The following is a 24,433-nucleotide window of genomic DNA, read 5'->3' on the forward strand; positions in this document are numbered from 1 at the left end:
TGAGTCGTTGATGATAAGACAGGAGGTCAGAGATCGCGCGTTGAGGGAGTTCACGTGACCGAGTCGGCAGCGGAGACCACCGGCAGGCGGGTCTTCGTCGACCAGCAGAGCCCGGACGCCTATCGCGCACTGTCGGCCACGGCCGAGGCGGTGCGCAAGGTCGCGGCCGACGCCGGGCTGGACCGCATCCTCGTCGAGCTGATCAACATCCGGGTCTCCCAGCTCAACGCGTGCGCGTTCTGCCTGAGTCTGCACACCACGAGGGCGCTGCGCGCCGGTGAGACCACGCAGCGTCTGGGTGTGCTGCCCGCCTGGCGCGACACCGGACTGTTCGATCCTCGCGAGCGTGCCGCGCTGGCGCTGGCCGAGGCGACCACACTTCCCACGGACGCGGACGCGCAGACCACCGCCTACGGCATCGCCCGCTCCGTACTGTCGGAGGAGGAGATATCCGCCGTGATCTGGGTGGCGATCACCATGAACGCCTTCAACCGGGTCTCGGTCCTGAGCAAACACCCGGTGCGCAGCCGCGCCGCGGCCCCGGCCAGCTGAACGCCCCCGCGGGCCTGCCGCCCCGGCCCCACCGTCCGCCGTGGATCCGCTGATTCCGCGGTCGTGGTCTGCCGTGCTGCCCGCCACCCCGCACAAGGCTCCGATGCGGCGGACGTTCCTGCTCCTGCCGCCGCCGGACGAGTTCCTCGGGTGAGCACCGGCGGCGGGGCCGGGCGGCGGGGCGGGCAGTGGCCGGCTCAGGCGAGTTCCACGAGGAGGTCGCCGCCCTCCACCTGCTGAATGCGGTTGATGGCCAGCCGGCTCACCGTGCCGGACTTCGGGGCGGTGATCGCGGCCTCCATCTTCATCGCCTCGATGGTGGCCACCGTGGCACCGGCCGCCACCTCCTCGCCCTCGGCGACCGCGAGGGTCACCACTCCGGCGAACGGCGCCGCGACATGGCCGGGGTCGCTGCGGTCGGCCTTCTCGGTGACCGGAACGTCGGAAGCGGCGGCCCGGTCGCGGACCTGGATCGGCCGCATCTGACCGTTCAGGGTGGACATCACGGTGCGCATGCCGCGCTCGTCGGCGTCGCCCACGGCCTGGAGTTCGATGAGCAGCCGCACCCCGGGGTCGAGGTCGACGGTGTACTCCGTGCCGGGGCGCAGTCCGTAGAAGAAGTCCTTGCTGTCCAGGACGCTGGTGTCGCCGAAGGTCTGCCGGTGCGTCTCGAACTCGCGGGCCGGACCGGCGAACAGCAGGCGGTTGAGCGTGGCCCGGCGGTCCTTCGCCAGCCCGGCACGGTCGTCCGCGGTCAGTTCCTGCACGGGCTTGGCCTCGGCGCGGCCACGCAGTGCCTTGGTCCGGAACGGCTCGGGCCAGCCGCCGGGCGGGGTGCCGAGTTCGCCGCGCAGGAAGCCGATGACGGAGTCGGGGATGTCGAACCGGTCCGGGTCCTGCTCGAAGTCCCGCGGGGACACCCCGGCGCCCACCAGGTGCAGGGCCAGGTCGCCGACCACCTTCGACGAGGGGGTCACCTTGACGAGGCGGCCGAGGATCCGGTCGGCGGCGGCGTACATCGCCTCTATGTCCTCGAAGCGGTCGCCCAGGCCGAGGGCGATGGCCTGGGTGCGCAGGTTGGAGAGCTGCCCGCCGGGGATCTCGTGGTGGTAGACGCGGCCGGTGGGTGAGGCCAGGCCCGCTTCGAAGGGGGCGTAGACCTTGCGGACGCTCTCCCAGTACGGCTCCAGGTCGCCGACGGCCTGGAGGTCGAGGCCGGTGGGCCGGTCCGAGTGGTCGGTCGCCGCGACGATCGCCGACAGGCTGGGCTGCGAGGTGGTGCCCGCCATGGACGCCACCGCTCCGTCGACGGCGTCCGCTCCGGCCTGGATGGCGGCGAGGTAGGTGGCGAGCTGCCCGCCGGAGGTGTCGTGGGTGTGCAGGTGGACCGGCAGGTCGAACTCCCGGCGCAGGGCGGACACCAGGGTCGCCGCCGCGGGCGCCCTCAGCAGGCCCGCCATGTCCTTGACGGCCAGGACGTGCGCGCCCGCGGCCACGATCTGCTCGGCCAGGCGCAGGTAGTAGTCCAGGGTGTAGAGCCGCTCGGACGGATCGGACAGGTCGGAGGTGTAGCACAGGGCGACCTCCGCGACGGCCGTCCCGGTCTCCCGTACGGCGTCGATGGCGGGCCGCATCTGAGCGACGTCGTTCAGCGCGTCGAAGATGCGGAAGACGTCGATGCCGGTGGCCGCCGCCTCCTGGACGAAGGCGTCGGTCACCTCGGTCGGGTACGGCGTGTAGCCCACGGTGTTGCGGCCGCGCAGCAGCATCTGCAGGCAGATGTTCGGTACGGCTTCGCGCAGGGCGGCCAGGCGTTCCCAGGGGTCCTCGGCGAGGAAGCGCAGGGCGACGTCGTAGGTGGCGCCGCCCCAGCACTCCAGGGAGAGCAGCTCGGGCAGGGTGCGCGCCACCACGGGGGCGACGGCGAGCAGGTCCTTGGTGCGGACCCGGGTGGCGAGCAGCGACTGGTGGGCGTCGCGGAAGGTGGTGTCGGTGACGCCGACGGTGGGCGAGGCGCGCAGCCGGCTCGCGAATCCCTCGGGGCCGAGTTCCGCGAGCAGTTGCCGGGAGCCGGGCGCCGGCTCGGCCGCGGTCGGCCGGGGCAGCTTGGTCGTCGGGTCGATCAGTTCGGGCCGCTCGCCGTGCGGCTTGTTGACCGTGACGTCGGCGAGGTAGGTCAGCAGCTTCGTGCCGCGGTCGGCGGAGTGGCGCGCGGTGAGCAGGTGCGGGCGCTGCTCGATGAACGACGTGGTGACCCGTCCGGCCTGGAACTCCGGGTCGTCGAGCACGGCCTGGAGGAAGGGGATGTTGGTGGAGACGCCGCGGATGCGGAACTCGGCCACGGCGCGCCGGGCCCGGCCCACGGCGGTGGCGAAGTCCCGGCCGCGGCAGGTCAGTTTCACCAGCATGGAGTCGAAGTGGGCGCTGATCTCCGTGCCGGCGTGGGTGGTGCCGCCGTCCAGACGGATGCCGGAGCCGCCGGGCGAGCGGTAGGCGCTGATCTGCCCGGTGTCGGGGCGGAAGCCGTTGGCCGGGTCCTCGGTGGTGATGCGGCACTGCAGCGCGGCGCCGCGCAGGGTGATGTTCTCCTGGGCGAGTCCGAGGTCGGCGAGTGTCTCACCGGCGGCGATGCGCAACTGAGCCTGCACGAGGTCGACGTCGGTGACCTCCTCGGTCACCGTGTGCTCGACCTGGATGCGGGGGTTCATCTCGATGAAGACGTGGTTCCCGTCGCGGTCGACGAGGAATTCCACGGTGCCGGCGTTGCGGTAGCCGATCTGGCGGGCGAAGCGCACGGCGTCGGCGCAGATCCGGTCCCGCAGCTCCGGGTCGAGGTTCGGCGCGGGCGCGAGTTCGATCACCTTCTGGTGGCGGCGCTGCACCGAGCAGTCGCGCTCGAACAGGTGGATGACGTTGCCCTCGCCGTCGGCGAGGATCTGCACCTCGATGTGACGGGGATCGATGACGGCCCGCTCCAGGAAGACCGTGGGGTCGCCGAACGCGGACGCGGCCTCCCGCGAGGCCGCCTCGATGGACTCCCGCAGCTGGGCGGGGTCCTCGACCCGGCGCATCCCGCGCCCGCCACCGCCGGCGACCGCCTTGACGAACACGGGGAAGCCGATGCCGTCGGCGGCGCGGACGAGTTCCTCCACGTCGGTGGAGGGCTCCGAGGAGCCCAGCACCGGCACGTCCGCCGCGCGGGCCGCGGCGACGGCGCGCGCCTTGTTCCCGGTCAGCTCCAGGATCCGGGCGCTCGGTCCGACGAAGGTGAGGCCCGCCTCTTCACACGCCAGGGCCAGCTCGGGGTTCTCGGACAGGAATCCGTAGCCCGGGTAGACGGCGTCGGCGCCCGCCCGGCGTGCCGCGCCGACGATCTCCTCGACCGAGAGGTAGGCTCGCACCGGATGCCCGACCTGGCCGATCTGGTACGCCTCGTCCGCCTTGAGTCGGTGGAGCGAGTTGCGGTCCTCGTGAGGGAAGACCGCGACCGTTCGGGCGCCCAGCTCGTAGCCCGCACGGAACGCCCTGATCGCGATCTCACCACGGTTGGCTACCAGCACCTTGCGGAACATGTTGATCCCTTCAGCCTGCCCGGTGACGAAGACCATCGTGTCGGTGGCAGGCCCGGTGCGCCATGTGAGCCGGGCCACTCGTCCCGTGCCGGGCGGGGTCTCCGCTTCGGCGCCGTGGGGCACGTCAGCGCGCGGGGGTGACGTTCCGACGGCCGGGGCGGCCGAGCCAGTAGCCGAAGTCCCGGCGGGTGCGGATCAGTGCGGGGTGTTCCTTGTCCACTTTGTGTCTCAGGCGGGAGACGAGCTTCTCGATGGCCGAGTTGGCGCGGTACTCGCCCCACACGTGCCGGGACCTCCGGGGCTCGCTGCCGTACCCCGTACCCCGCACGGGTACGGGGTACGGGGCGTCGCGGTGGGTCATGTCCCGCGTGGTCGGAGTCGGCCGGTGGTGCGACGCTGGGAGGGAGAGGTGTCCGGGGACCGAAGCCGGGAGGAAATCCGATGGGACGGGATGTCCCGGCGTTGGTGTTCACCCGTGAGGACCGCCGCCGGTACCGGATCAAGATGCAGGAGTGCCTCGACACGTTCGCGCAGCTGCTGCGGGAGGCACGGTTCGAGTCCGAGCGGCCCCAGGTGGGGCTGGAGATCGAGCTGAACCTGGTCGACGACCGGGCGGAGCCGGTGATGCGCAACAGCGACGCGCTCGAAGTGATCGCGGACCCCGCCTGGTCCACGGAGCTGGGCCGGTTCAACCTCGAGATCAACGTTCCGCCGCGGCGGCTGACGGCGGGCGGCCCCGACTCCTGGGAGTCCGAGATCCGTGCCGCGCTGAACCACGCCGAGGAGCGCGCGAAGTCGGTCGGTACGCATCTGATCATGACCGGGATCCTGCCGACGCTGCGGCAGGAGGACGTGGGCGAGTCGGCGCTGTCGGAGAACCCGCGCTACCGGCTGCTCAACGACCAGATCTTCGCGGCCCGGGGCGAGGACCTGCACATCGAGGTGGACGGCGTCGACCGGTTGCGCACCTACGCGGACACGATCACTCCCGAGGCCGCCTGCACCAGCACCCAGTTCCACCTGCAGGTGTACCCGGAGCAGTTCGCCGACTACTGGAACGCGGCGCAGTCGATCGCCGGGGTCCAGATCGCCCTGGCGGCCAACTCGCCGTTCCTGTTCGGCAAGGAACTGTGGCACGAGACCCGCGTCCCGCTGTTCGAGCAGGCCACCGACACCCGCCCGCAGGAGATCAAGGTGCAGGGGGTACGGCCCCGGGTGTGGTTCGGGGAGCGGTGGATCAACAGCGTCTTCGACCTCTTCGAGGAGAACCTGCGGTACTTCCCGGCGTTGCTCCCGCTGTGCGACGAGCAGGATCCCGCCGAGACGCTGGACCGGGGCGACATCCCCGAGCTGGGCGAGCTGACCCTGCACAACGGCACCATCTACCGCTGGAACCGCCCGGTCTACGCCATCGCGCACGACAAGCCGCATGTGCGGGTGGAGAACCGGGTGCTGCCGGCCGGCCCCACCGTCGCCGACACCCTGGCCAACGGCGCCTTCTACTACGGACTCACCCGCGCCCTGGCGGAGGAGGACCGGCCCGTATGGTCCCGGATGTCCTTCTCCGCCGCCGAGGAGAACCTGCACACGGCGGCACGGCACGGCATCGAGGCCCGGCTGTACTGGCCCGGGATGGGCGAGGTGCCGGTGGCCGAGCTGGTGCTGCGGCGGCTGCTGCCGTTGGCGCACCGCGGGCTGGAGCTCTCCGGAATGGACGAGGCCTGGCGGGAGCCGCTGCTCGGCATCATCGAGCAGCGGTGCGTCACCGGGCGCAACGGGGCGGTGTGGCAGAAGGAGATGTTCCATCACATCGACGCCACCGCCCGCTGCGGCCGCCATGAGGCCCTGCGCCGGATGACGCAGCAGTACATCGACTACATGCACCTCAACGCCCCGGTGCACACCTGGCCTGTCGACTGACAGTGATGATGTTCGTGGTGGCGCTGCTGGTGGGTCTGACCCTCCGACTGGCTGACGTCTCGACTGTCCTGTTTGCGATTTGTCGGCCCGCCGGGCGTCACCACGCACGCGGCCGGACGGGCGCGCCGTTCTTCGGCGACATGGCCGCCGCCCGGCGCTCGCCCTCCTCCTGGAGATCGGCGAGATCTACCTGCACGGCCCGCAGTCGCTGCGCCGGGCCGGAGTCCGGGGCCCCACGACCTGGCACACCCACGCGGCGGACTGAGCAGCAGGACCGGTGAACGGCGCCGGAGGCCGGGGCCGTCACCCGGCGGCACGCAGGGGCGTCGGCACGAACAGGCGTCGGTGCGGTCAGTCGTCGTCGGCCCGGCCAAGGACCCCCGACACCTCCCGGCGCATCACGTCGCGGAGCTCCGGGGGGAGCGACCCAAGGTCCGTGGTGTCCAGGGCCCGCAGCGTCTCGTCCGTACCGGCCGTGCAGTGCGTGCTCCCGCCGATCACCTCGTAGCCGTCACGGACCGCGACGCGGACCCTGCGTCGTCCGTCCTCCTCGGCATGCACGGCGGTGGCGACGACGAGGGGCGGCGGTCCGCCCGCTTCGGCGGGCACCTTGTGGTATCCGCTGGTTATCGGGGCGCGCCAGTGCAGGCTGAGCAGCAGATGGCGCTTGGCCACCACCTCGGCCAGATCGGTCTCGAAGACTCCGTCCCGGTCCAGCACCGTGGCGCGTGTGTCCAGGACGAGCGCCGCCGGCAGCAGACATCGCAGGGTGCTGCCCACGATGTTGCCGCCGACCGTGGCCGTCCGGCGCACCGCTCCGGTGCCCACGGTGGAGGCCGCACCGCGCAGGACCTCCGGCACCCGGTCGTCGATGCGGTGCAGCAGGACGGCCGCGCCCAGCGCCTCGCGCTCGAGCATGTTGGCCTCCGGCAGGCTGCGCAGGGACATCGCCTGCTCGGGGAAGCCGTCCCGCTGCCAGAGCGCCCACACGAGAGTGGCTCCGCCGATGGGCACCGCTCCTTCGGCCATGCAGTTCTGTGCTTCGGTCAGGGATGTGGGCAGACGCAAAAGCACGGCGATCGACCTGCTTTCCTGGGCTTCGGCCGACGGAACCGGCCACTCCGCTGCATGATCAGGGACACTGCATTCTCCGCACGGGCGTGGGGGCGCGTACAGGGCTCGTACGAACCCCGGGTGCGCCTGTCGTACGCCCCGAGGCCGGACGCCGGTCCCCCGGGGACCCTCCCCACGTCCCCTCGCCCGCGAGCGGCCGTGGGGACGTCGGAGCAGTCGCCGGATGTCACCGCGGACCCGGTAGAAGCCGCCGGCCGCCGGGTGCAGCGCGTCCACGGCATAGCGGGCTCCGGGCTCTCGTATCGCGCGCGGGAACTGCACGTTCCACGACGAGTCGCACCCATCGGACACCACGTGCACGCGCAGGCGGCCGGCCGTTCCGGCAGGTCCCACTGATCGAACCGTAGGCGGCACCACTGACAATGGACCCACCGGTGATCCATACGTGGAAGCAACCTGTCCCGGCTCCTGCGAGTCCCACATATCGCTTGCCTCCGCCGCCCCGACGCCCCTCTCGTCCCGCTGCTCACCTCCCCGCCTCATCCCCTCATCGCCCCCGTGCGTCCACAGCTTCAGACTCACCACGAACGAACGGACCCATGAACACCGCGACCCTGCTGGACGTCCTGCTGGACGCCGCCCACCAGTCCCCCGACCAACTGATCGTCCATGTCCGGGGCGACGGCGGCGAGACGGCCGTCACCTTCCGGGAGCTCGTGGCCGAGTCACTGCGCGTCGCGGGCGGTCTTTGTGCCGCGGGCGTCGCGCCGGGCACCTGCGTTCCGGTGCTCGCGGAGCACAGTGCGGACTTCCAGCCCATGTTCTGGGGCGCACTCGCGGCCGGTCTGGTGCCGGTGCCGCTCGCGCCCGACGTGCGGCGGGTCCGGCCGGTGTGGGAGCACCTCGGCCGTCCCCCGGTCGTGGTGGACACGGCCTGTGCGCCGGTGGCCGGCGAACTCCCGGTCGGGGCCCGGGTCCTGCGGCTGGACGCGCTGCGCGAGGGCCCGCCGCTGGATTCCCCCGCCGCACCGGATCCGGACGGACTGGCCTTCCTGCAGTTCTCGTCCGGCAGCACGGGGGCGCCCAAGGGCGTGGAGCTGACCCACGCGGCCGTGCTGGCGAACCTGCGGCAGCTGACCGAGGCCTCCGCCCTCACGGAGCACGACGTGGTGGTCAGCTGGATGCCGTACTTCCACGACATGGGGCTCATCGGCACGCATCTGGCGCCGCTGGCCGCGCGGGCCAAGCAGGTGAAGATCGGCCCCCTGTCGTTCGCGAAGAATCCCCGCCTGTGGTTCGACGTGGCCGCCGCGCATCGGGGCACCGTCCTCTCGGCCGCCAACTTCGCGCTGGCGCTGACCCTCCGCCGGGTTCCCGAGGAGGTGTTCGCCGCGCTGGACCTGAGCTCGGTCCGGTTGATCACGGTGGGGGCCGAACCGATATCGGCGACGGTCTGGCGGGACTTCGCCGCCAGGACCCGGGCCTCGGGGCTGGATCCGCGGGCGGCGACACCCGTGTACGGGCTGGCCGAGGCGACGCTGGCCGTGGCGTTCCCGCCGCTGGGCGAGGTGGCCGTGCCGGTGGCCGTGGAACGTGCCGCCCTCGGCCAGGGCCGCGTGGTGGAGTGGGAGCCCGGTGGTGACGCGGCGGAGTTGGTGGAGCTGATGGACGTCGGGGTGCCGGTGCCCGGCTGCTCGGTGCAGATCACCGACGAAGCGGGCCGGCCGCTGGGCGACCGGCGGGTGGGGCACATCGAGGTGAGCGGTCCGCAGATCGCACGCGGCTACCACGGCCTGCCGGAGGTGACAGCGCAATCCTTCACCGACGGGTGGCTGCGCACCGGCGACCTGGGCTTCCTCCGGGACGGCCGGCTGTGTGTCAGTGGCCGGTTCAAGGACGTCCTGTTCGTCAACGGCCGTACGTTCCACGCCCCGGACCTGGAGGAGGTGGCGTCCGGCACATCGGGGGTGCCGGCCGGGACGACGGTGGTGGTCGGGTCGACCGATCCGGTGACCGGTGGGGAGCGGGTGGTGGTGTTCGTCGCCTGGGCGCGACCGCCGCGTACCGCGTCCGAGGTGCTGGACCGGGTCGCGCGGCGGGTCCGCGCGGCGCTGGGCCACGACGACGTGCGGGTGTTCGCGCTGCCGCCGTCCGCGTTCCCCCGGACGACGAGCGGCAAGGTGCAGCGGCAGCGGATGCGGTCCCGGTTCGAGGCGGACGGGTACCGGCCGTCGGCTCGCTCGGGTGCCGTGGCGGGCTCGGGTGCGGTGACTCGCTCGAGTGCCGTGGCGGACTCGGGTGCCGTGACCGACTCCGGTGCGGTGGCGGGTGATCCGGTGGAACGGCCTCAGCGGCCGTCGTCGTCCGGGAGCCGGGGTGTGGTGCCCCGTTCGCGTGGGGACGTGCGTCGTGTGGTGCGTGAGGTGTGGGCCACGGTCCTGGGGCTGTCCGAGGCGTCGTTCGGGGACCGGGACCGGTTCGCCGAACTGGGCGGCACCTCGCTGCGGGCCATGGAGGCGCTCGCCGCGCTGGAACGTTCCCTCGGTGTCTCGCTGGGTCCGGCGGTGATGCGCAACGACACGGTCGCCACGCTCACCGACCATCTCATGGACGTCGTCGAGGCGGACGGCGCACGGGCGGGCGGCACTTCGACGGACGGCGCAGAAACGGACGGCGCAGAAACGGGCGGGCAGAAGGCCGCGTCCACTGCGGGCGGGACGTCCGCGACCGCCGTGGTGGGGCTGGCCTGCCGGTTCCCGGGGGCCGACACGCCGGAGGAGTTCTGGGACCTGCTCACCGCCGGCCGCGACACCGTGTCCGCGGTGCCCCCGAGCCGCTGGGACACGGACCGCCGGCACACGGGTGGTTCCAGAGGGTTCGAGGCGACCGGACGATGGGGGGCGTTCCTGGACGACCCCGCCGCCTTCGACGCCGGCCACTTCGGCATCGGCGACGAGGAGGCGCGCGCGCTGGACCCGCAGGCGCGCGTCTTCCTCGAGCTCGCCCACGAGGCGTTGGAACGCGCCGGGTACGCCGGACCCCGTCGCCGGGCCCTGCGGACCGGGGTCTTCGCCGTCGTCGGTGACAGCGGCTACCGGCAGCTCCTGGCGGACGCGGACACCGCCGGCACGCCGCCGACCGCTACGGCCCTGACCGGCAATCTCCCCAACCTGGTCGCCGCACGGCTGGCACACTGCCTCGACCTGGACGGCCCGGCGCTCGCTGTGGACACCGCGTGTTCCTCGGGCCTGGTGGCGCTGCATCTGGCCCGGCGCAGTCTCGCGGACGGCGAGTGCGACGTGGCGGTCGTGGGCGGGGTCAACCTGCATCTCACCGCGTCGGCGCACCAGGCCCTGGAGGCGGCCAAGGCCCTGTCGCCGACCGGGCGCAGCCGTGCCTTCAGCACGTCGGCCGACGGATTCGTGCCCGGCGAGGGCGGCGCGGTCCTCGTTCTGCGGCGGCTCGACGAGGCCCAGCGGGACGACGACGAGGTCCTGGCCGTCGTACGCGGCACCGCCGTCAACAACGACGGTACGTCGCTGAGCCTGATGGCACCCAACCCGCTGCGCCAGCGCGAGGTGATCGGCCGTGCCTACGAGCAGTGCGGGGTCGACCCGGCGTCGGTCTCGTACGTCGAGGCCCACGGTACGGGTACGGCCGTCGGCGATCCGATCGAACTGCGGTCCCTCGCCCATGCCTTCCCGGCCCGCCCGGACGGCCGTCCCCGGCTGCTCGGCTCGGTGAAGACCAACATCGGACATCTGCTGAACGCGGCGGCACTTCCCTCGCTCGTGAAGGTGGTCCTGGCCCTCGGGCACGGGCGCCTCCCGGCCTCGCTGCATCACACACCGGTCTCGCCCGCCGTCGAGCGGTCGGGGTTCGTCCTGGTGACGGAGGTGACGGCCTGGGAGTCGTCCGGGCCGCGCAGGGCGGGAATCAACGCCTTCGGCTTCGGCGGCACCAACGCGCACGCCGTCCTGGAGCAGGCACCACCGCGAACGGCGGATGCGCCGCGCGGGGACGGCCGGGCGGGGGACCGGAACGGTCGCGGCCCGAGCCTGCTCACCCTGTCGGCGGGCAGCGCGGCCGGGCTCGACGCGTGGACGGCGCGTCTCTCGGACCGTCTGGGCGACCACCCGGAGTTCGAGGAGGGTGACGTCTGTCTGGCGGCGGGCGCCGCACGCGACGAACGGCCGCACCGTCTCGCCGTCGTGGCCGTCGGCGACCTGCGCGAACGGCTCGCCTCGGTACGCGCCGCCGACGGCTCGCCCGTGCCGGGTGCGGTCGCCGGGACGGTGACGCACCGGCCCCGGACCGTCTACGTGTTCCCCGGTCAGGGCGGTCTGCGGCCGGGGCAGGGGCGGGAGTTGTACGCCACGGCACCCGTGTACCGCGCGACGCTGGACGAGGCGTCGGGGCTGGTGGGGGCCGTGCACGGGCGGGAGTTGACGGCCTGGTGCGTGGACGGCGACGTCGACGGCGACGCGCTCGCCGCGACCGAGGTGGCGCAGCCGCTGCTGGTGGCACACGGTGTCGCGCTCGCCCGGCAGTTGACTGCCTGGGGGGTGCGGCCCGACGCACTGATCGGGCACAGCGTCGGCGAACTGGCGGCTGCCTGCGTCGGCGGCATGCTGTCGCTGTCCGACGCGGTGCTGTTCGCGGCGGAACGGGGGCGGCTCATGGGCGGGTCGACCGCACCGGGTGCCATGGCGGCGGTACGGGGCGCCGAGGAAGACGAGGTGGAGTCGCTGGTGGCCGCGTCTCCGGGCGACCTCGCGGTGGCGGCGTACAACGGCCCCGGTCGGCTGGTGCTGTCCGGTTCCCCGGCCGCGGTCCGGCGGGCGTCGGAGCGGCTCACCGCGCATGGCGCGACGGTCCGTCCGCTGCGGGTGCCGCGCGCCTTCCACTCGCCCCTGATGGAGCCGGTCGCGCACGCCTTGAGCGTCGCGGCGCGCAGGCTGACGGTGTCGGTTCCCGAACTCGCGGTGATGAGTACGCTCACCGCCGAGTGGCAGCCCCGGATGGATCCGGACCACCTGCGGGAACACGCCTTGCGGCCGGTGCTGTTCGGCCGGGCCGTGGAGCGTCTGCTGGACGAGGACTACGACACGTTCGTGGAACTCGGGGCGGGTGAGAACCTCGCGGGTCCGATCCGTGCGGTGGCCGCCGGGCGCCGGGCCGACGGCGCAGCGCCCGGCGCCCTTGTGGTGCCCGCCCCCGCAGCACCGTTCGACGGCAAAGAAGCGCCGGGCGGGGCCCGGGAGTTGATGGAGACGGTGGCGCGGCTGTGGGTGCGCGGGGTGCCCCTCGACCGTACGGCGCTCGACGCGGGCAGCCGCAGGGTGCCGCTGCCGCCGTACCCGTACCAGCGGCGCAGGTACTGGCCCGAGCCCGATGCGCGCGGACTGCTGCACCGCGTCGAGTGGCGGCCCGCCCCCCTGTCCGGCGACGGCCTCCCCCTTGCCGGCCTTCCCGGTACCGGCCTTCCCGGCCCGGTGCTGGTGACCGGAGCGGACGCCTCGGCGGTACGCCGGATGGCGGACGGGTTCGCGGCCCTCGGCGTACGGGCGGTCACGGCCGACCGCGGTGACGTCCGTCCACAGGCCGTGCTCCTCCTCGGCCGTCAGGTCCGGCGGGACGCGCCGGACCCCGTGAACCCGGCGGGCGGCCTCGACGCGGAGCTGCGGCAGGCGGTCGCCGCGTTCCAGGACGCCCTCGCGTTGCTGGACCGGACCGGGGCCCGCCGCCTGCTGGTCGTGACCGAGGACGCGCACGTCACCGGGCACGGCGTGGAGCAGCCGGTGCCGGCGCAGGCGGTCCTGGGTGGTCTGGCTCTGGCCGTACCGGAGGAGTCGGCCGGCGCGGTCGCGAACTGGGTGGACCTCTCGTCCCACGGCCTTCCCAAAAATTCCGACGACGAAGGGTGGCTGCGTTCCCTGGCCGCCGAGTTGACGGTGCCGCAGGCGACGGGAGCGATCGCCTGGCGGGCCGGACAGCGCCTCGTGCGTTCCGTCGTGCCAAAAGCAGGGGAAGGGCCGGGCGCGGTGGGAGAACCGGGCGGGCCGGACCACCCGGAGCGGCTGCCAGCCGACGGTACGTTTCTGCTCACGGGCGGCGCCGGAGGCGTCGGGTCCGCACTGGCCCGGGACCTGGCGGGCCGGGGCCGGCCGGTCCTGGTGCTGGCGGGACGTTCGCCGCACCCGCCCGCGGGCCTGTTGAAGGAGCTCGCCGGTCTCGGTGCCGAGGCACGCTACGTCGTGGCCGACCTCACGGTACCCGGCGACGTGGAGCGGCTCGTGGGCGAACTGCCGCCGCTGGATGCCGTGTTCCACGCGGCCGGTGTCGTACGGCCCGGCAGCCTGCGCGGGACGGACATGCCGGAGACCGTGGAGGCGCTGAGGGTGAAGACTCTCGGCACGGTGCTGCTGGCCGGGGCACTGCACCGGCATGGGCAGCGTCCGGGGGTGTGCGTCGCGTTCTCCTCGGTGTCGTCGGTGCTGCACGGCCTGGCGGGTGCGCTGGGCGCCTACGCCGCGGCGAACGCCTTCCTCGACTCCTTCGCCGGAGCCGAGTGCCTGGCGGGCCGGCCCTGGCTGTCGGTGAACCTGGGTCCGTTCGCCGAGACGGGCCTCGCGGTCGCCGCGGGCGCCGGGGCACTCGACGGCGTCGGGGTCCTCGCCGCCGGTGCGGGCGGCGGGGGCCGGCCCCTGGCGACCGCGCCCGCGCTGGCCGCGCTGCGAGCGGCGTGCGCCACCGGCGCGACGCAGCTGGTCGTCGCCGATCTGGCGCCCGGGGCACAGCCGGCCGCCGCCCCGCCGCGTCCGGTGCGGCCCACCGGCGTGGAGGATGCCGCCGGACCGGCCGGCACCGACCGGCACCGGCCCTCGGTGTCGTCCGGCACCGCTGTCGTCCTGCGGGAACTGCTGGCCCAGTCGCTCGGTATCCCGGCCTCGGGCGTCGACGACGACACACCGTTCCTGCGGCTCGGGCTGGACTCACTGGGCGCCGTCGACCTCGTCAAGCGACTGGAGCGGAAGCTCGGGCGGCAGCTGCCCACCACACTCTTCTTCGAACACCGGACGGTGCGTGAACTCTCCGCCCACCTGGACCTGGAGGGTCGCACCGGTGTGCTGTCCCGGACGGCCGCGACGGACCAGGGGGCGGGTGCGGGGAGCGGGCTCGGAGACGGGCCGGGTCATGGGCCCGGGGCCGGAAGCGACGACGGACGGGCGTTCGCCCTGACCCCCGTACAACTGGCGCTGTACACCAGCAGCCGGCTGCATCCGGACCTCCCGGCGCGGGGTCATCTGCGGCTGTCCGTGCGGGGTCCGCTCGACACCGGGCTGCTGGGCCGGGCGCTGGCGGCGCTGGCCGAACGGCATGGCATGCTCCGGCTGCGGGTGGACGCCCCGGACGGGCTGCCCGCGCAGCGTGTGGTGCCTCCGGTGCCGCTGCGGGACTGGTTCGAGGTGCGCGACTGCGCCGCCGACGAGGTGGCCGATGCCGAGACGGCCGTGTGCAACCGGCCGTTCGACCTGGCGGCGCTGCCGCCCGTCCGGGCCGTGCTGCTCCGCCAGGATCCAGGGCTCGCCCATCTGGTGCTGGTGGCGCACCACGCGGCGGCGGACGGCTACAGCTTGAACGTTCTCGCCGAGGAGCTGTGCCACACGTACACCGATCTGTACCACGGACGGCGTCCGCGGCAGGCACTTCCCGCACCGGACTTCGCACGGTATGCGTCGAGCCTGCCGCCCTCCGGATCCGCCGAGCGGCACGCCGACCGTCAGTACTGGGCCGAGCGGCTCGCCACGCGCGGCGAACCCCTCCGGCTGCCCTACGACAACGGCCCCGACGCCTCGGCCTCCGACCTGTCCGGCCCGATCGTGCAGTACTACGGCGAGCTCGGCGCGGATCTCACCACCGGCCTGGAACAACTGGCCGCCGCGCGGGGTGTCTCCCTGTTCCACCTGCTGCTCGCCACGTATGTGCGCTGTCTGGCACGCTGGTCGGGGCGCCGGGACGTGGCCGTGAACGTGGCCAGGGCGCGTCGCGAGGACCGCTTCGACGGTGTGGAACGGCTGGTCGGTCCACTCGCCGACACCCTTCCCCTGCTCTGTGGGACGGCGGACGACGAGACGGTTGTCGCCCTGGCGGAGCGCTTGCGCGGGATATGGCTGCAGAGCGAGCGACACGCCGGGCTGAGCAGCCTGGACCTGGCCGCGCTGCTGCCCGGCGCGCGTCCCGGTGCCGATACCGCCGCACGTGCCGGTTCCGGTACCGGTTTCGGCGACCGCACGGTGAGTCCGGCGGGCTTCAGCTTCGCCCGCTTCCCGGCGGAGCCGGCCGCCGACTGTCCGGTGGAGGTGCGGGCGACCGCGGCCGGCACCGGGTCGGCCGCGACCCGGCTGAGTCTGCTGTGCTGGGCGGACGGTCCGCAGCTGCGGTTGTCGTGGAACTATCCGGAGCCGCTGTTCCGGCGGGCCACCGTGGCACGTCTGGACCGGGAGTTCCGCGCCGAACTGGCCGCGCTGTGCACATCGCGGTCGTCGCAGCCGTCGCCGGACACCGGCTCTGCCCCTGCGCCCGCCCCCGTGGTGCCGTCTTCGTCCGTGCGGGACGACGGGAGCGTCCCGCTGGTCGCGCGACTGATCGACCGGTTCCGGGCGACACCCGGCGCGATCGCCGTGGATGCTGCGGACGCCGTGGACACCGCGGATGCTTCGCTCACGTACGGGGCGCTCGACCATGCCTCCGCTCGGCTCGCCGCACGCCTGCACGCCCGCGGCGTACGCCCCGGTGATCTGGTCGGACTGCTCACCGAGCCGGGCGCCGACACCGTCGTCGGTGTCGTGGGCATCCTGCGCGCCGGGGCAGGCTGGGTCCCGCTCGACCCGGAGCACCCCACCGCACGGCTGGCCGGCCAACTGGCCCGCACCGGCGCGACCACCGTGGTGTGCCACGCCGCCACCCGGCACACCGTCGACGCTCTGACGGCCGTACGGGCAGTGCCCGTCGTCGACGACAGCCCGTCGGACGCGGACACCGAGGCCGGCGTGACCGCACCTGCGACCGCGGCCGCTCCTGCCTCGTCGTCCGACGCCGAGGCGATCGCGTATGTCATCTTCACCTCCGGTTCCACGGGACGCCCGAAGGCGGTGCCGATCACTCACCGGGCGATGGAGAACTATCTCGGCTGGGCGGTCGCCACCTTCGGCTACGGTCCCGGCGACCGCCTCGCGCAGACCGCGTCGCCCTGCTTCGACGCCTCGGTACGCCAGGTGCTCGCGCCGCTCCTGGTCGGTGGCACCGTCGTGACCGTGCCGCGTGGCCTGTTGCGGGATCCCGAGCTGCTGCTCACTCGGGTCGAGCGCGCGCGGGTCACCGTGTGGAGCTCGGTGCCCACGCTGTGGGAGCAGTTGCTGTCGGCCGCTGAGGAAAAGGCACGGAGAGGGGCGGGGCTGCCTGATCTGACGGCGCTGCGGTGGGTGCATGTCGGCGGGGAGGCACTGCCCGTGGACCATGTGCGCCGCTGGTTCGACCTGTTCGGGAACGGCGCGCGGATCGCCAACCTGTACGGGCCGACCGAGACGACCGTCAACGCCACCTGCCAGATCCTCGACGCCCGTCCCGGCGACGAGGTGCGGCAGGTGCCGATCGGACGCCCCGTGGCCGGTACGGACCTGGAAGTGGTCCGCACCGACGGGACCGCCTGCGAACCGGACGAACCGGGGGAGCTGCTCATCGCCGGCATCGGTCTGACCCCCGGCTACCTGGGTGAACCGGAGCTGACCGCACGGGCGTTCACCGTGCGGGCGGGCCGGCGCTGGTACCGCAGCGGGGACCGGGTCCGCCGGTCGGCCGACGGCACCGTGGAGTTCCTCGGCCGGGTCGACGACCAGGTGAAGATCCGCGGGAACCGGGTGGAGCCGGGAGAGATCGAGGCGGCGCTCCAGGAGTATCCCGGGGTCGCGCGGGCGGTGGTGACGGCACACGAGGGGCAGTTGCTCGCCTTCATCACCCTCCGGTCCCCGGCCGGCCGGCCCGACACCCGGGAGGTCCGCCGCCATCTGGCCGGCGTTCTGCCGTCGTACATGATCCCGGCCCGGATCACGTGCGTCGACGCGCTGCCCCTCACGGGCACCGGCAAGGTCGACCGCCTGGCGCTGGCAGGCCCGTCCTCCCGGTCCGGTCCGGCGGCGCCGGACGACGACGGGGCTTCCCCGCCGGCCACGACGACCGAACGACGCGTGGCAGCGGTCTGGTCGGACCTGCTCCAGGTGGAATCGGTCCGCCGGGAGGACGACTTCTTCGACCTGGGTGGGGACTCGCTGCTCGTCCTGCGCGTGTTCGCCCGGCTCGCGGAGTACTCAGTGCCGCTGCCCCGGCCGACGGTGGTCTACCGTCATCGCACGCTCGCGGCACTGTCCGCGGCCATCGACGCCGCCGCGGCACAACCGGAGCCGCGCTCCGCCACCGCAGCCTCGGCCTCCGTCTCCGCGCCCCCGGCCGTACGGTCCCTTCCGGCCGGTGACGACCGGGCCGGTGACGACCGGACATCCCCGTTCCCCGTCACATCCGGCCAGCGCGGGTTCCTGCTCGCGGAGGCTCTCACACCGGGCGGCGGGACCTGGCTGGCGCGGATTCGGCTGTCCGGACCGCTGGACCCCGACGTCTTCCAGGCGGCGGTCGACCTGCTGGTGGAGCGGCACGGCATGCTCCGCACCGTCTTTCCCGCCGGTGCCCGTCCGCCCGTCCAGCAGGAACTGCCTCCGTCGCTGCGTCTGCCGGTCGTCTTCGAGACGGTCGCGTCCGCCGCGGAGGTGGACGAACGGGCCACGGCCGAGGCAAAACGGCGCCTCGAGACCTGGGCCTGGCCGCTGGTACGCCTTCAGGTGCTCAGCCTCGCTCCACAGGAGCACATCCTGCTGGTGCACGCCCATCACGTCATCGGCGACGGCTACAGCGCGGCGCTGCTCATGCAGGAACTGACCGAGGTGTACGACCGATGGGCAGGCGGCAGCAGCACCGCACCCCTCCTCGCGCCGCTGCGCAGCGACTTCCGTGACCATGTCCGGTGGTCGGCGGAGACCGGCCACGGGACCGGCGTCGCCGGGGCGGCCGCGGCAGAACGCCGGGCCCGGGTGTGCGCGCCGTACCGGCCGCCGGTGCTGCGTCCCACGGCGGTGGTCGGCGACAGCGGCGCGACGGACCGTGCCGGGGCCGCCACCGGCGGTGTCCGGTTCGACTCCTCGGAGTTCACGCTCGGCGCCTCCCCGACAGCGGCATTGCGCGCACTCGCGTCCCACGCGCGAACCACCCTGTACGCGCCCCTGCTGACCGCCTACCACCAGGAACTCACGGCGCTGACCGGCCGGCCCGATCTGATCGTGGGACTGGCGGTGAGCGGCCGGGACAACGCACTGCCCGACGCGCACCGGATCTTCGGCCCGTTCGCCTCGGCCGTCCCTGTCCGGCCCGCCCCCGCCGACCCGACCGGCACCAACGCCACCGACGGGCGGGACTTCGACTGCGCCCTGCGTCGCATGGCAGCCGAAGCCGAGGAGGCACGCGCCCACGAGGACGTGGTCCCACGGCGTGCCGACGGGCTTCCCCCGACCTCTCAGTTCTTCTTCACCTTCCTCGACTTCTCCGCGCTGGCGCCCGCGGACGGCGGCACTCCGCGGTTGTCGTGGGAGGCAGGAGACAGTACGTTCCTGCCGCCGTCGTCCACGACGGACGTGTTCATGGCGGTGCGGCCCGACGGGGACGGGCTGCGGGTGACGGTCCGGGGCGCGAGCCCGGCGTTCGCACCAGGCGCACTCGACCGTTTCACCGGCTCACTGCGCCGACGTCTCGAACGGGCCGCGGTGGGTGACAGCGGCCTGCCGGGCCGGCCGGGAACGGGCCGGCCGGGAACGGACGGTCCCCTGGCACACCGGCCCGCCACCCAACGGTCCGGGACGAGTGGGCCCGGGCCGCGGGACACGATGGACGCGGCCCTGATCGGCTACCTGCCCGCGCCGGAGCATCTGGCGCGCCTGGCGGGTCTGCCCGCGTCGACGCTGCCCCGGGACGAGGTGCGCGCCATGCTGTTCCCCGACGGCGCCCCGCGCCTGGTGGAGACGGTGAGTACGCCGCTGGGCCGGTCCGGCTTCGTCTCCCTCCCGCTGTTCGCCGACGAACTCGCGACGGACACCGGGCTGGTGGAGCACATCGCCCGTGCGGTGTCGCTCGCCGCCGCCCGGGGTGCGCGATGTGTGTCCCTGGCGGGGATGATTCCGTCGCTGACCGGCTACGGCTTCGACGTGCTGCGGTCCGGGCGCCATCCGGCGTCCGTGACGACGGGGCACGCGGCAACGGTCGTGTCCGTGGTGAAAACGGTGCACGCGGCACTGGAGGCCACCGGCCGGGACCTCTCGGATCTCGACGTGGCGTTCGCCGGTCTGGGTTCGATCGGTGCCTCCTCACTGGAGCTGTTGCTGTTCCTGGCCGCCCGGCCTCCCCGGCGGCTGCTCCTGTGCGACGTGCGGGGCAGCGGGTCTCGGCTGACCGCCCTGGGACGGCGGTTGCAGGAGCGGGAACTGGTCGGTGCGGCCGGGTTCGAGGTCGTGGAGTCGGAGCGGGTGCTGCCGGAGGCGGTCCACGGTGCGGACCTTCTGGTGACGGCGGTGAGCGGCGCCGCCGCGGTGCTCGATGTCGGCCGGCTCCGGCCCGGAGCCATCGTGGTCGACGACTCCTTCCCGCACTGCTTCGACACCGAGCGGGCCCTCTCCCGCATGCGGGAGCAAAAGGACGTACTGGTGCTGGGTGGCGGGCTGCTGCACGTCGGCCGCACCGACCGGGAGGTCGCCGGGGACCTGCCGGACACGGCGGCGGCCGGCTATCTCGCCCAGCCCTGGCTCGAGGGCACCCTGGCCTCCTGCCGGTCCGAGTCCCTGCTCCACGCCGCCGGTCACGAACTGCCGCTGGTGCACGGCCTGGTGGACGCCGGGGTGGCCCTGACCTACTGGGACGCGGTGGAACGGGCCGGGGTGTCGGCCGCCCCCCTGCACCTGCTCGGCCACACCGTGGACGCCGCTACGGCGGGCGGGGTGACGACAGGGAACTGACCGCAGGCCGAGGCGGCTCCCACCACCGCTCCCGCTGCTTGCCCTACTCCGGGGCAAGCGGCGGGAGCGGTCCGAGGGGCCCTCAGACCCCGAACTCCGTCGGCGAGATGCCCAGGGCCGCGCAGGCCTCGCGGATGGCGTGCTGCTCGGATGCCTCGAAGGTGCCGTCGGCCCCGGCGACGACCATGCCGGTCTGGACCACCGCGCGTGCCTCGACCGGCTTCTTCGACGCCTTGGCGATGTCCTGCAGCGCCCGCGCCTTGCCCACCTCGAAGTTGGCCACGAGCTGGTCCACGTGCTCGTTGAACCGCTTGCGGAGCTGGTCCGGCGGGAAGTTCTGCAGGACCTCGTTGGAGACGATCAGCTCCTCCACGCGCTGCCGCTCCGCCGGCTCGACGTACCCGTCGGCGGCCGCGACCAGCGCGCACATCGCCATGCTCGCGTCCCGGTAGGCGCCGCTCTTGAGCTCTGCCTTCGCAGATGCCAGCTGCGACTTCAACAGCCCCATCAGCTGGGCCTTGGAGCCGCCTGAGGACGAGCCGCGGGCACGACCGCCGGACTGTCCCGGTCCGGGGTTCCCGTGCTGTCCTCCTCCCGACCTCGCGCCCTGGGACTGCTGGAGCGCCTTGGCCTGGTCCTTGACCCGGTCCCACATCGCCACTGGTGCCACCTCGGCTTCTGTTGCTGTCTTTCCGGTACCGGTCGTCAGTCCCGGATGGTGCGGTCCGCCTGGTCAACGGACGTCGTCGCGGCCATGTTCCCCGATGGTAAAAGAAAGGCAAAAAACTATCGTCATGCTGTCATGATGCCGAGTCACACGGGTCGCGCGCGGGGGAGGTCGCGGATCAGGGCGATCCCGGCCCCGTGGTGCAGCACTTCCTGGTCGACCCACCACACGATGTCGATGAACGGCTCTTCCGCGTCACTGCCGTGGGGGTTCCGGGCCCGACGACGCGGCCGCAGCGGCCCGATCGCCGCCCGATCGCCCGCCCGTCAGCCTGGCACACCGGCTCCGTGCCCGCGCCCGCTTTTCCTCGCGGGCACGGACGCACCGGGCACGTCCCGCGGGCCGGGCCTGCCCCGGCCCGGCCCGGCATCAGGCTCCGGCGCTGTCCGGGGTCCCCGGTGCCACCGGGGCATCGCCGGAGGGACCGGCCGCGGCGGCGGCGCGCCGTTCGTACCGGAGCGCCGCACCGGTCGCGACCGCACCGAGCCCCTCCCACACCGCGACGCCGATGAAGGCCTCGGGCGCCCGCCCGCTGATCACGGCAACCGTGAACACCGTGCACGTCAGCAGCCTGAACGGCACGGTCCACCGGAAGAAGGCCCGCCAGTCGGCGAGCGCCGCCAGGACGTAGTACACGCCCATGTTGAGCGCCGCCATCGAGGACGCCGTCACGAAGGCCGGCGTGAGGTCGCCGCTCCCCCGCACGTCCGGGGCCGCGAGACCGAGCAGGGACAACTGCGCGGCCGGCGCGATCAGACCCACCGCCCCCAGAGCGGCGGCGAGTGCTCCGAAGACGGCCATGGTCCAGCCCGAGGCCGAGCGGGGAGTACGCATCCGGCGAGCGTAGCCGTCGGCGGGACCGCAACCGGGGTCGCGGTCCCGCCGGAGCCGGTCGGAAATCAGCCCACGGTCCACTTCTGGTTCGCGGCGCCCGTGCAGGTCCAGATCTGGAGCCGGGTGGCATTGGCCGCGTTGTTGCCGGTCACGTCGAGGCACTTGTCGGCCTGGGGGTTGACGATGTCGCGTGCCCCGGTGACCGTCCACTTCTGGTTGGGTCCGCCGGTGCAGTCCCACAGTTGGACGGGCGTACCGTCCGCGGTGCCGTTGCCGGTGGCGTCCAGGCACTTGCCGAGCGCGCGGAGCGTGCCGTCGGAGCCCACGGTCCATTGCTGGGCGGAGCTGTTGTTGCAGTCGTAGAGCTGTACGGGGGTCCCGTTGGCGGGGTTCGCCCCGGCGACGTCGACGCACTTTCCGGCCAGGCCCCTGATAACGGCGCCCGGCGCCGAGTTCCCGGTGGTCACCGAGACGTGGTCCACGACGAGTTGCTGCGGGAGGACGGTGGAGCCGTCGGGGTCGCCGGGCCAGTAGCCGCCCACCGCCAGGTTCAGGATGAGGAAGAACGACTTGTTGAACACCCAGGACCGCCCGCCGAGGTCGGCGGGGGTGCGTGTCTGGTAGACGTTGCCGTCCACGGACCAGGTGATCGAGTCGGGCGCCCAGTCGACGGCGAAGGTGTGGAAGCCGTCCGCGAAGGCCTGACCTCCGGGCAGGGTGTAGCCGGCGCCGATGCCACCCGAACCGGAGTAGCCGGGACCGTGGATGGTGCCGTGGACGGTGGAGGGCTCGAAGCCGACGTTCTCCATGATGTCGATCTCGCCCGAGCCCGGCCAGTTGACCGGTGTGCCCAGCATCCAGAAGGCGGGCCACATGCCCTGCCCGCGCGGGACCTTCATCCGTGCCTCGATGTGCCCGTATTGCGCGGTGAACTTCCCCGCGGTGTTCAGACGGGCCGAGGTGTACTGGCATGTGCCGTACCAGCACTGGTAGTTGGCCGGGTTCTCCTTGCGGGCCGTGATCACCAGGTGGCCCTGGCCGTCCAGGGCGGCGTTCTTGTTGCCGGACGTGTAGTACTGCCGTTCATGGTTGTTGACGTTGTCGCCGGTCTCGATCTGCCACTTCGAGGAGTCGGCCGCCGTCCCGGCGGGCCCGTCGAAGGTGTCCGAGAACGTCACGGCGGCGGCCGCGGCACCGTCTGCCGACGCGGAGGCGGTGCTGGTGTCCGTCGGCTCCGCCCGGGCGGTCCCGACGGCGGCGGAGGCGACCAGAGCCACGGACAGAGCTGCGGTCAGCCATCTGCGCAGCGTGCGTGGAGAGGACATGACTCTCCCTTCCGTACGGCGGCCCGTATCTCCGGGCGCGCCGACCGAGGTTGTGGGGGGTAGATGGGGGGTAGATGCGTCGCCCCTTGATTCAAGTCATGAGATAAGAAGGCGTCAATACCCTGGTACGGACCAGCGGTTCACAGCCGTTCACCCGTCACCCACCGGAGCCTCGAACGGGTGCGCTACATTTTGCTCGCCTTTGACCGCGATCACTCACGATCCTTCACGCTATGGAGCCGGCAATCCCATGAGCGACATCGTCAACGGACTCGGCCGGGCCACCGCCTACGGCGCACTCGGTCTGGTCCTGCTGGTGCTCGGCATCGTCCTGGTCGACCTGCTGACGCCCGGGAAGCTCGGCCGGCAGATCTGGGAGGAGCGCAACCGCAACGCCGCCCTGGTGCTCAGCTCCGCGCTGCTCGGCATCGGCGGAATCGTGTTCACGTCCATCTGGACGACGTACGAGGACTTCGGCAAGGGGCTGGTGTCGACCGCCGCGTTCGGGCTGCTGGGGCTGGTCATGATGGCCGTGGCGTTCCTGGTGGTGGACCTCATCACGCCGGGCCGTCTGGGCAGCACCCTGGTCGACCCGGAGCCACACCCCGCGGTCTGGGTGACAGCCTCCTGCAACCTCGCCGTGTCCGCGGTCGTTTCGGCGTCCATCGCCTGACACCGGGCACCTGACGGCTTCCCGTCCGAGCCCTGGGCGGGTATCAGCGGCGGGAAGCGTGCCGAGTGCCGACGAGCCTTGACGAGCCGTCAGTCCGACACGATGTGGAGGAGGGCTGTGCCGTTCTCCCCCGGCGCCACCTGGACGATTACGGTGCCGGGCCGGGCGCCGAGTGGACTGTCGTCGTCGATGCCACCGCACGAGGTGCCGAAGCCGCCTGCCCGGAGCACGGTGCGGCAGCCCTGGCCGCGGCCTTCGGCCCCGCCCGCGGACCGGCCGTCGCCGGACTTCACCTCGTACTCGATCCTGTCCGGGCCGATGTCGGACACGGACAAGGTGGTGCTGCCGAGCGGCCCGTCGAACCGGATCGTCACCGGTCCGGACACCGCGATCTCGCAGTCTCCGTCCGCACAGGCGGCCGGGTCACGCCCGTCCGCAGCCGACACCGACGGCTTCGCCGGAGCGGTGCCACCGGCGGACCGGGACGCCGACGCGTGTGCGTCGTGCGAGGTTGTCGTGCCCGCATCCTCCGCGCCGCCGCAGCCGGCCGACGCGACGACAGCGAGCAAGGTGAGCGCCTGACTCACCACTGCCCGTCGCCTGCGCGCCACCCCTTCCCGGCGTGCCGTCCTGGCGCCGCTCATGGT

General features: G+C 73.0%; 12 protein-coding genes and 2 pseudogenes. 5 read left to right on the forward strand and 9 right to left on the reverse strand.

What is annotated here, in order from left to right; translation table 11 throughout:
- Nucleotides 1-54: 54 nt before the first annotated feature.
- Complete coding sequence (locus ACFPZI_RS09250) at nt 55-552, forward strand: carboxymuconolactone decarboxylase family protein (RefSeq protein ID WP_381360716.1); 498 nt, start codon at nt 55-57, stop codon at nt 550-552.
- Between the two features lie 197 nt (nt 553-749).
- On the opposite strand, the gene ACFPZI_RS09255 is transcribed toward ACFPZI_RS09250, so the two are convergent.
- Nucleotides 750-4,124 carry a pyruvate carboxylase gene (locus ACFPZI_RS09255; protein ID WP_381360899.1) on the reverse strand — a complete coding sequence of 1,125 codons (3,375 nt, stop codon included), beginning with the start codon at nt 4,122-4,124 and terminating at the stop codon, nt 750-752.
- 124 nt (nt 4,125-4,248) lie between these two features.
- Complete coding sequence (locus ACFPZI_RS09260) at nt 4,249-4,485, reverse strand: helix-turn-helix domain-containing protein (protein WP_381360719.1); 237 nt, start codon at nt 4,483-4,485, stop codon at nt 4,249-4,251.
- Between the two features lie 80 nt (nt 4,486-4,565).
- On the opposite strand from ACFPZI_RS09260, the gene ACFPZI_RS09265 reads away from it, so the two are divergent.
- Nucleotides 4,566-6,044, forward strand: a complete 1,479-nt coding sequence (locus ACFPZI_RS09265) for a glutamate-cysteine ligase family protein (RefSeq protein WP_381360722.1) — start codon at nt 4,566-4,568, stop codon at nt 6,042-6,044.
- A gap of 351 nt (nt 6,045-6,395) precedes the next feature.
- On the opposite strand, the gene ACFPZI_RS09270 is transcribed toward ACFPZI_RS09265, so the two are convergent.
- The gene (locus tag ACFPZI_RS09270) at nt 6,396-7,118 is read right to left on the reverse strand and encodes an FAD binding domain-containing protein (RefSeq protein WP_381360901.1); all 723 of its coding nucleotides are present in this window, start codon (nt 7,116-7,118) and stop codon (nt 6,396-6,398) included.
- A gap of 210 nt (nt 7,119-7,328) precedes the next feature.
- Nucleotides 7,329-7,493, reverse strand: a pseudogene (locus ACFPZI_RS09275) (WGR domain-containing protein); the annotation flags it as partial.
- Nucleotides 7,494-7,717: 224 nt separating this feature from the next.
- On the opposite strand from ACFPZI_RS09275, the gene ACFPZI_RS09280 reads away from it, so the two are divergent.
- Nucleotides 7,718-20,227 carry an amino acid adenylation domain-containing protein gene (locus tag ACFPZI_RS09280; protein ID WP_381360725.1) on the forward strand — a complete coding sequence of 4,170 codons (12,510 nt, stop codon included), beginning with the start codon at nt 7,718-7,720 and terminating at the stop codon, nt 20,225-20,227.
- Between the two features lie 82 nt (nt 20,228-20,309).
- On the opposite strand, the gene ACFPZI_RS09285 is transcribed toward ACFPZI_RS09280, so the two are convergent.
- The 4 genes and pseudogenes from ACFPZI_RS09285 to ACFPZI_RS09300 all read right to left on the reverse strand — a co-directional run bounded on the left by ACFPZI_RS09285 (nt 20,310) and on the right by ACFPZI_RS09300 (nt 23,113).
- A complete protein-coding gene (locus ACFPZI_RS09285) occupies nt 20,310-20,888 on the reverse strand; it encodes a tellurite resistance TerB family protein (protein ID WP_381360728.1) in 579 nt (192 codons plus the stop codon).
- A gap of 152 nt (nt 20,889-21,040) precedes the next feature.
- Nucleotides 21,041-21,163, reverse strand: a pseudogene (locus ACFPZI_RS09290) (DinB family protein); the annotation flags it as partial.
- A 160-nt stretch (nt 21,164-21,323) separates the two neighbouring features.
- Nucleotides 21,324-21,788 (reverse strand): hypothetical protein, encoded by a 465-nt coding sequence (locus ACFPZI_RS09295; RefSeq protein ID WP_381360730.1) that lies wholly within the window; start codon nt 21,786-21,788, stop codon nt 21,324-21,326.
- 65 nt (nt 21,789-21,853) lie between these two features.
- Nucleotides 21,854-23,113, reverse strand: a complete 1,260-nt coding sequence (locus tag ACFPZI_RS09300; RefSeq protein ID WP_381360733.1) for a ricin-type beta-trefoil lectin domain protein — start codon at nt 23,111-23,113, stop codon at nt 21,854-21,856.
- A gap of 250 nt (nt 23,114-23,363) precedes the next feature.
- Between ACFPZI_RS09300 and ACFPZI_RS09305 the strand changes: the two genes are divergently transcribed.
- Nucleotides 23,364-23,786, forward strand: coding sequence for a DUF350 domain-containing protein (locus tag ACFPZI_RS09305; protein WP_381360736.1), 423 nt, complete (start codon nt 23,364-23,366; stop codon nt 23,784-23,786).
- Between the two features lie 89 nt (nt 23,787-23,875).
- Here ACFPZI_RS09305 and ACFPZI_RS09310 read toward each other — a convergent pair whose 3' ends face one another.
- Nucleotides 23,876-24,115 carry a hypothetical protein gene (locus tag ACFPZI_RS09310; RefSeq protein WP_381360739.1) on the reverse strand — a complete coding sequence of 80 codons (240 nt, stop codon included), beginning with the start codon at nt 24,113-24,115 and terminating at the stop codon, nt 23,876-23,878.
- On the opposite strand from ACFPZI_RS09310, the gene ACFPZI_RS09315 reads away from it, so the two are divergent.
- Complete coding sequence (locus ACFPZI_RS09315; RefSeq protein WP_381360742.1) at nt 24,105-24,368, forward strand: hypothetical protein; 264 nt, start codon at nt 24,105-24,107, stop codon at nt 24,366-24,368. The genes ACFPZI_RS09310 and ACFPZI_RS09315 overlap by 11 nt on opposite strands.
- Nucleotides 24,369-24,433: the final 65 nt, after the last annotated feature.

The organism is Streptomyces chlorus (assembly GCF_042655885.1).
Lineage (GTDB): Bacteria > Actinomycetota > Actinomycetes > Streptomycetales > Streptomycetaceae > Streptomyces > Streptomyces chlorus.